The organism is Paraburkholderia sp. RL18-085-BIA-A, assembly GCF_046027075.1.
Lineage (GTDB): Bacteria > Pseudomonadota > Gammaproteobacteria > Burkholderiales > Burkholderiaceae > Paraburkholderia.
In genome coordinates this window covers 1-8,520 of sequence record NZ_JARESU010000225.1, presented here as the reverse complement: position 1 = coordinate 8,520, position 8,520 = coordinate 1, and the positions used below count along the sequence as shown (strand labels likewise).

Below are 8,520 nucleotides of genomic sequence, written 5' to 3'. Positions count from 1 at the left end.
GGCATTTACGGCCATCGGCCTTGTGTGTGAAATGGCCGCTCGAACGTCGCTTCGACATCGATCAGAGACATTGAGGGGAGCAAGGCACGTCGTTTCTTTTAGGTTGAGCGCATCGTCTGATGGAAAGACAAACCCCTGCCCGAAAACGCAGCCCCCTCGCGATTCGAAGCTTGCATAAGCTCGGCCCCAAGTGGCCTCAATACGTCAGATGAGAGCGTTGCTGGCGGCGGCCGTGCGGCCGCGCAGCCAATTAATGCTTGCAAAAAGCAGCACTGCGAACACGATCAGCGTGGTTGCCACGGCGAGGATCGACGGGTCGATCGAGTCGCGAATACCGCTCCACATCTGACGAGGTACGGTTGTTTGGTCCGGGCCGCCGATGAACAGAATGACGATTACCTCGTCGAACGAGGTCGCGAAGGCGAAGACGCTGCCGGTCGCGACCGCCGGCGTGATGAGCGGCAAGGTCACGCGCCTGAATGTGACCCACGGCGTCGCGCCGAGCCCGGAAGCGGCGCGCAACAGACTCTGATCGAACGAAAGCAGTGACGCCGTCACGGTGATCACGACGAATGGCGTGCCGAGCGCCGCATGCGCCAGCACCACACCGGGATACGAGTTCACCAGGCCGAGCGGCGCGAAGATCAGATAGAAGCCCGCGGCAACGACAACGATCGGTACGATCATCGGCGAGATGATGATTGGCATGATCAGCGAGCGCAGCGGAAACTGCGTGCGCGAAATGCCCAGCGCGGCGAGCGTGCCGAGACACGTGGCGATCAGCGTCGACGCCGCGCCGATGCCGATGCTGTTCAGGAGCGAGCGCTGCCAGTTCGCGCTCGTGAGCGCCTGCTCATACCAGCGCAGCGAGAAGCCCTGCAACGGATAGGAGAAGTACGAGCCCGAATTGAACGAGAGCGGGATGATCGCGAGAATCGGAGCAATCAGGAAGAACAGCACAAGCGCTGTATGCAGCTGCACCCAGCGCGCGGCGACGCGTTCTGTCAGCACCTTGTTGCGTTGATCTTGCATGTCGTTTACCTCGTCGTGTCCGCGTGTTTCAACGGAGTCTCAACCGAAGCGCAAGCGGTCGATACCGACGATGCGGTTGAACAGGAAATAGAAGATCGCCGTGAAGATCACGAGATAGGCCGAGAGCGCACCGGCGAGGCCCCAGTTGAGTTGCGTGTTGGTCTGTATCGCGATGAGCTGGCTGATCATCTCGTCGCCCGCGCCGCCGAGCAGCGCGGGCGTGATGTAGTAGCCGAGCGCGAGGACGAACACGAGGAAGCAGCCTGCCCCCACGCCCGGCAGCGTCTGCGGCATGTAGATCCGCACGAACGCGGTGAACGGGTGCGCACCAAGCGATTGCGCGGCCCGCACGTACACGGGCGATACGCTCTTCATCACCGAATAGATCGCGAGAATCATGTAGGGCAAGAGCACATGCGTCATGCCGATGAGCACGCCCGCGCGATTGAAGATGAGCGGCAGCGGATGAGTGGTGAGACCGAGCCCCATCAGCAGGCTGTTGATGACGCCGCCCGGTTGCAGCAAAACGTACCACGCGGTCGTGCGCACGAGCACCGAGGTCCAGAACGGTACGATCACAAAGAGCATCAAGCGGTTGCTGCTTTTCGCGGGCAGGTTCGCGAGCAGCCATGCGACCGGATAGCCGAACACCAGGCACAGCAGCGTGACCGTGGCGCTGATCGAGATCGTGCGCACGAACGCCTGCCGGTAGACCGAAGCGTTGTCCGGCACGAACGCCACTGAGCCTTGCGGTGTCACTTGCGCATCGACGGCCGCGAGCAGATAGTCCGGCGTCGGCGACGTGGCGGCGCGCTTCAGCAAGCGCCAGATCTCCGGCGAATTCCAGCGTGCGTCGAGTTCAACGAGCGCCGGTTTCCACGCGGGCGGCGCATCGGCGGGCAACTGGCGCGCGGTGCGCATCAACAGGCTACGGAACTCGGCCTGATCGAAGTTCAGCCGCCGCGCGACCGTGCCGAGCTGTCCGTTTTGCTGCGCCTCCCTGAGCCCCGCGGCGAGCAGGGCGAACATGCGCTCGTCCGGCACGCCGCGCCCGTCCCATTCATCGAGCGCGCGCGTGAGCGCGGGCATGCTGTCGGGCACTTCGTGGTTCTGCACGCTGCGCGCGAGCAGGAGCGCGACCGGCGCGATGAACGTCGAAAGCAGAAACACGATCAGCGGCAGCGCGAGCAAAAGCGCCTGCATGGACGCACGGCGGCGCGCCTTTTGGAACGACGCGCGGCCGTCGGCTCTCGTCGGAGAGCCTTGGGCCGTGGCACGGGCCGAAGCGGGCATGTGGGTAGTCAAGTTGGGCTCTCGTCGACGATGGTGTTACTGCGTCAACCACACCTGGAAGCGCTTATTGATCTGGTCGGCGTTGTCGGCCCAGAAGTTCGCGTTGATCTGCAAGGCGCGTTTGAAGTTCTCGGGTGCGGTCGGCAGATCGGCGAGGCGTTGCTTGTCGACCAGCGCGATTGCGTCCTTGCGCGGCGGCGCGTAGGCGATGTACTTCGACAAATCCGCATACGCCTTCGGCTGCGAAGCGGAGACGATGAATTTCGCGGCGGCGTCGGCGTGCTTCGCGCCCGTCGGAACGGCCCACCAGTCGAAGTCGTAAACTTGCGCGTCCCAGACGGTCTTGAATGGCTTGTTGTCCTCCTTCGCAGCGTCGGAAATGCGGCCGTTGTAGGCCTGCGTCATCACGACCGCGCCGTCTGCGAGCAACTGCGGTGCCTGGGCACCCGACTCCCACCACACGATGTTCCGCTTGATCGTGTCGAGCTTTTTGAACGCGCGATCCACGCCGGCGGGCGTAGCGAGCACCTTGTAGACATCTTTCGGATCGACGCCGTCCGCAATCAACGCCCATTCCATCGTCACCTTCGGCGACTTGCGCAGGCCGCGCTTACCGGGGAATTTCTGCAGATCGAAGAAGTCGTTGACAGTGGTCGGAGCGGTCTTCAGCTTGCTCGTGTCGTATGCGTAGACCGTGGACCAGACCATGCTCGCAACCGCGCAATCGCTGATCGTGCCGGGGATGAAGTCACTCGTCTTGCCGAGCGTCTTCTTGTCGAACTTCTGCAGCAGGCCTTCGTCGCAGGCCATGATCGCATCGTTCGTTTCGAGGTCGATCAGGTCCCACGTGGTGTTCTTCGCCTGCTCCATCGCGGAGAGCTTCGCGAGGCCGCCGTCATACGATTCGGTCGAGAAGCCGATGCCGGTCGCCTGGGTGAACGGCTCGAAATAGGCCTTCTTTGCCGCCGCTTCGTATGCACCGCCGAAAGTCACGACGGAGAGCGTCTCCGCCGCCTGGGTGGTCATGGTGGCGAAGGCGAGTACTGCGGGTGCGACGCTTTGTGTTTTGATGAGAGTGCGCATTCTAGTTGGCTCCTGCAGGTGCGGTCGTGATGATGGAAGGTGAGAGCGGTGTGGATGCTTGGGTCACGGGCGCGCTGCGCGGCACGCTCATCGCGAGAATCTTGCAGTCGTCGTGGCGCCATGCGATCTCGATCGCGCTGCCGGGCGAAGGCAGCGCATGGCGCTGCGTATTGGGCACTTTCACGACGAAGGAATCGCGCGACCCGAGCGCAAGATGCACGCGATGATGATCGCCGCAATACACCAGTTCCTCGACATGTGCGCGCACCAGGTTCCTGTGTTCGTCGACCTGCGCGCCTGCGGCGCTCGGGATATGCGCGCGTTCGGGGCGCAGCGCGAGCATCGCTTCGTCGCCCGCGTGCAGGCCGGGTTCGCAACGGCCACGAATTATGCTGCCGTCCGAGAGCGCGAGCGTCGCCCACTCCTCGCCCGCAGTGACGACGCGTCCAGTCAAGCTGTTGTTCTCGCCGACGAAGTTCGCCACAAAGGCGTTCTGCGCATTCTCGTAGAGTTCGCTGGGCGTGGCGGCTTGCTGAATACGGCCATCGGAGAACACGGCGACGCGGTCCGACATCGTCAGCGCTTCGGCCTGATCGTGTGTCACGTAGACGATCGTGAGCGACAGCTCGCGATGCAGGCGCATGATTTCGTATTGCATGGTTTCACGCAGGCGCTTGTCGAGCGCGCCGAGCGGCTCGTCCATCAGAACGACGCTCGGCTCGAACACGAGCGCGCGCGCGAGCGCCACGCGCTGCTGCTGTCCGCCGGAGAGCTGCGCGGGACGCCGGTTCGCCAGATGCGGCAGCTCGATCATCTCGAGCGCGCGCTTTACGCGCGTTTTCTGCTCGGCGCGGCTCACGCGCCGCACGGAAAGCGGAAACGCGACGTTCTCCGCGATCGTCAGATGCGGAAAGAGCGCGTAGTTCTGAAACACCATGCCGATGTCGCGCTGATGCGGCGGCTTGTCGTCGAGCCGCCGTCCGTCGAGACGTATCTCGCCGCGCGTGGGCGATTCGAATCCCGCCAGCATCATGAGCGTCGTCGTCTTGCCCGAACCGGACGGACCCAGCAGCGACAGGAATTCTCCCTTGCGCACGTCGAGGTTCAAGTCACCGACGACGTATTGGGCGCCGTCGTACGATTTGCTCACGCCCGAGAACGAAATGAAGGAAGGGTTTGACATCGTGATCGCGTCCTGTCGATGATGCGTCGTAATCAATGCGTGCCGAGCTGCGTCGCGGCGATTTTGCTGGCGACATAGCGCGCGAAGTCATAGTTGGGGCGTTCGAGGGGGCTCAAGTGACCGGGCTTCGCGAGCGGCGCGTGCACGCCGCGAAAGACGGCTTCCACGCCGTGTTTGTCTTCCGCGTTCACTTCGTCGAGCAGCTTCTTCAACGTCGTCATGTGCGCATTGGCCTCGGGATCGGCGATGAACTCCGGCGCAAGCCCGCCGCCGAAGCGGATATGTACGCGCTCCACGCCTTGAGGCTGTAGCACGAGATACCAGAAGTAACCCGGCGTAAGCGTGACGAGATGCGTCGGGTAGATCGCGAGCAGCGCCGTGGTCTTGCGCCAATGTCCCGTGAGGCGCGTGTTGTCCGGATGCGCGTTGCCGATGGGCAAGGACGCTTCCTTGGTGATCCAGTGATAGTTGAAGGCTGGATAGCCGGGCGGGCATTCCATTTCCTCGAGCCGTGAATGCGGTCCTACCGTCGCGCGATGCAGCATCGGCAGGTGGTAGCTTTCCATGAAGTTTTCCGCGAGGATCTTCCAGTTCGTGTCCCACACGTGCTCTTCATAGAAAGTTTCGATGTAGTCCGCCATGCCGTACGCACCGATGAGCTCGCTCAGTTCGGCGAGCTGCGCATGAACGGGCGGCGCGTTTTCGTCGAGTGTCACGTAGATCCAGCCTTGCCATTCTTCGCAGCGCACGGCGGGCAGCTTGTAGCTTTCCTTGCAGAAGCCCTCTTGCCGATCCATGAGCGGCGCGCCTTGCAGCGCGCCATCCAGCGAATAGTTCCAGGCGTGATATGGGCAGACGATGCGACGCACGTTGCCGCGTCCTTCGAGCAGCACCGACATGCGATGCAGGCACACGTTCGACATCGCCTTGAGCTGCATCTGTTCGTCGCGCAATACGACGATCGGTTGCGCTCCAATCCGCGCCGTCATGTAATCGCCGGGCACTTTGAGCGCACTGGCGCGGCCGACGCATTGCCATTCACGCTCGAAGATAGCGCGCTCTTCGAGCTTGAGGAATTCGGGCGACGTATAGACACCGGGCGGCATCGCATGCGCATCGCCGAATGGCCGTTCGCAACCCGTCTGCAGTTCGTCGACAAGTGCTTGCACTGCGATCGTCCTTGCCGGGTTGGCCATGGTTTCCCCCTTGATTCGTCACGGTGAGAGCGCGGCAACCTGAGGCTTTGCGGCGTAGCGCTCAACATGAACACCAATCTATCAAGCCAAATTGCAAGCCAAAATATTGTTTTCAGATACAAAGCAAAGCTTTTACCTATGCAGCAGGCGCAGGCTTAAAGCGGACGATCGCGCTTTCCTGATCATGCGTCGAGATGCAGCCGCCGAATATAGTTCTCGCAGAACGACGCGAACCGCTGCACGACCTGGCGCGGCTTCATCGTGCGCGATTGCGCGATGCCGAGCATCGTTGCGCTGACGTTGTCTTTGAAACGCTTAATGACGAACTCTTCGCCATCCACAGTGCGATTCGATTTGAGTGGAAAGTTCAGGAGGCTATAGCCGAGACCGTTGGCCACCATGCCGCGCACGACCTCCGGCTGCGACGAACGGAACGCGGGCACGGGACGGCTACCCACCGCATCGAAGAGCGCGGCGAAGTACTCGCGGCTGTGCGGCAGGTCGAGCATCACATACGGCTCGGGCAAGAGGTCTGCGAGCGATACCTTGCGCGCGCGTGCCAGGCGATGCGTTCTCGGCAGGATCGCATAAGGCGGCAGTGAGAGCAGCGGCGTAAAGGCGATGTCCTCTGTCAGGTCGAGGCTGTAGGTGAGGGCAATGTCGAGCGAGCCGTCGTTCAAGCCGCGCAAGAGGCCATCCTGATGCGCCTCGACCGTGCGAAACGAGATACCCGCGTGCTCGCCCGCGAATCGGCTGATCAGCCCCGGCATGAGCGGTGGCGCGAGCGAGACGAGGCAGCCGAGCGCGATGGCGCCCGTCATGCCGCCGTCCATTTCCTTCGCGGTCGTCTGCAATTCCTCCGCGATTTTCAGCAAATTGCGCGCTTGCCCGAGCAGATCGCGACCGGCTTGCGTGAGCGAAAGACCGCTCGCGTGATGCCGGATGAAGAGTTGCACGCCGAACGACACTTCGAGGTCCGCGAGTGCCGTTGAGATCGACGGCTGCGAGATGTGCAGACGCTTCGCGGCGGCGGTGAAGGACAGTGCTTCCGCAGTGACCACGAAATAACGCAACTGGCGCAACGAGTAGCGCAACGGGTGAGTCTCCATCGACGGCGCTCCGCGTTCAGGGTCTTCAATGGCGGCATTGTGAAGCAGTCAAAAAAAGCTTGCATAGGTAAATCCGATGCCATGCATTTTTTAAATATATTTTTCAAATTCTAGACGGGCGCGTAGATTTTCACGAAAGACGAACGGACCGGGTGGCAACGTGCTGTCGGAAAACACGACCGGGTCCGCAACGATCCCGAGCGTTCGAAGGCCGCGACGCCGCGATCGAATCGAAACATTCCACCATTTCAGAAGGACACAGCCATGACAGTGGAAACAACGTCAATCGACACGCTCGTGGTCGGCGCGGGTCAGGCCGGCGTCGCGATGAGCGAACATTTGAGCAAGCTTGGCGTGCCGCATCTCGTGCTGGAACGCGCTCGCATCGCCGAGCGCTGGCGCACGGGACGCTGGGATTCCCTGGTCGCCAATGGCCCCGCGTGGCACGATCGTTTCCCCAATCTCGAGTTCGCAGACATCGACCCCGACGCATTCGCTCCGAAGGAACAGATCGCGGACTATTTTGTCGCTTATGCGAAGAAGTTTGAAGCGCCGATTCGCACCGGCGTGGAAGTGAAGAAGGTCGTGCGCAATGCGGGGCGGCAGGGCTTTACCATCGAAACATCGGAGGGCGCGATCGAGGCCAATCGCGTAGTGGTCGCGACCGGGCCTTTCCAGCGTCCCGTCATTCCGCCCATCGCGCCGCGAGATTCGAGTCTTACGCAGCTTCATTCCGCCGACTATCGCAATCCCGATCGATTGCCCGAAGGGGGCGTGTTGGTGGTGGGTGCGGGATCGTCGGGCGTGCAAATCGCGGACGAGTTGCAACGTGCGGGCAAGCGTGTCTACCTGTCGGTCGGAGCGCATGATCGTCCGCCGCGCGCCTATCGCGGTCGCGACTTCTGCTGGTGGCTCGGCGTGCTCGGCGAATGGGATGCAGAGGTCATGAAGCCAGGCAGGGAGCACGTCACGATTGCGGTGAGTGGTTCGCGCGGCGGCCATACGGTGGATTTCCGGCGTCTCGCGAATCAGGGCATCACGCTCGTTGGTCTCACGAAATCGTTCGATGACGGCGTGGTGACCTTCGAAGCAGATCTCGCGGCGAACATCGCGCGCGGCGACGAGAACTATCTGTCGCTGCTGGACGCGGCCGACGCGTATGCCGAGCGCAACGGTCTCGATCTTCCCGAAGAACCCGAAGCCCGCGTCATTCCCGCGGATCCGGAATGCGTGACGCACCCGTTGCACGATCTCGATCTGGCGAAAGCCGGCGTGACGTCGATTGTCTGGGCGACCGGGTATGCAGTCGATTTCAGTTGGTTGAACGTCAACGCCTTCGATGAAAAGGGTAAGCCGAAACATCAGCGCGGCGTATCGAAGGAGCCGGGGATCTATTTCCTCGGTCTGCCCTGGCTATCGCGCCGTGGCTCCGCATTCATCTGGGGCGTGTGGCACGACGCGAAGCACATCGCCGATCACATCGTCACACAGCGCAAATACCTGGCTTATTACGATGAATCGCAACGCTATGCACAGAGCCGCCGCGAGGAAAGCGTCGAAAACAAATCCGCCGATTCACGCGTCCACAAAGTCAGCGAGATGGGCGTGAATTGATGCGTATGCT

Annotated in this window: 7 protein-coding genes; 1 reads left to right on the top strand and 6 read right to left on the bottom strand. The window is 62.0% G+C overall.

From position 1 onward, the window contains the following. Window positions 1–204 precede the first annotated feature (204 nt). From P0D89_RS48975 to P0D89_RS48950, 6 genes are all read right to left on the bottom strand, one after another. Window positions 205–1,032: an ABC transporter permease gene (locus P0D89_RS48975; RefSeq protein ID WP_408369111.1), complete on the bottom strand. Its 828-nt coding sequence runs from the start codon at window positions 1,030–1,032 to the stop codon at window positions 205–207. A 39-nt stretch (window positions 1,033–1,071) separates the two neighbouring features. Continuing rightward, entirely contained in the window at window positions 1,072–2,325 is a 1,254-nt protein-coding gene (locus tag P0D89_RS48970) for an ABC transporter permease (RefSeq protein WP_408369129.1), read from the bottom strand. Window positions 2,326–2,361: 36 nt separating this feature from the next. Continuing rightward, window positions 2,362–3,408: an ABC transporter substrate-binding protein gene (locus tag P0D89_RS48965; RefSeq protein WP_408369113.1), complete on the bottom strand. Its 1,047-nt coding sequence runs from the start codon at window positions 3,406–3,408 to the stop codon at window positions 2,362–2,364. Between the two features lies 1 nt (window position 3,409). Beyond that, window positions 3,410–4,591, bottom strand: coding sequence for an ABC transporter ATP-binding protein (locus P0D89_RS48960; protein WP_408369115.1), 1,182 nt, complete (start codon window positions 4,589–4,591; stop codon window positions 3,410–3,412). 32 nt (window positions 4,592–4,623) lie between these two features. Continuing rightward, a complete protein-coding gene (locus tag P0D89_RS48955; protein WP_408369117.1) occupies window positions 4,624–5,787 on the bottom strand; it encodes an SRPBCC family protein in 1,164 nt (387 codons plus the stop codon). A gap of 182 nt (window positions 5,788–5,969) precedes the next feature. After that, window positions 5,970–6,896 (bottom strand): LysR family transcriptional regulator, encoded by a 927-nt coding sequence (locus P0D89_RS48950; RefSeq protein ID WP_408379120.1) that lies wholly within the window; start codon window positions 6,894–6,896, stop codon window positions 5,970–5,972. 264 nt (window positions 6,897–7,160) lie between these two features. On the opposite strand from P0D89_RS48950, the gene P0D89_RS48945 reads away from it, so the two are divergent. Continuing rightward, window positions 7,161–8,510 carry a flavin-containing monooxygenase gene (locus tag P0D89_RS48945; RefSeq protein WP_408379117.1) on the top strand — a complete coding sequence of 450 codons (1,350 nt, stop codon included), beginning with the start codon at window positions 7,161–7,163 and terminating at the stop codon, window positions 8,508–8,510. The last annotated feature ends 10 nt before the right edge of the window (window positions 8,511–8,520 follow it).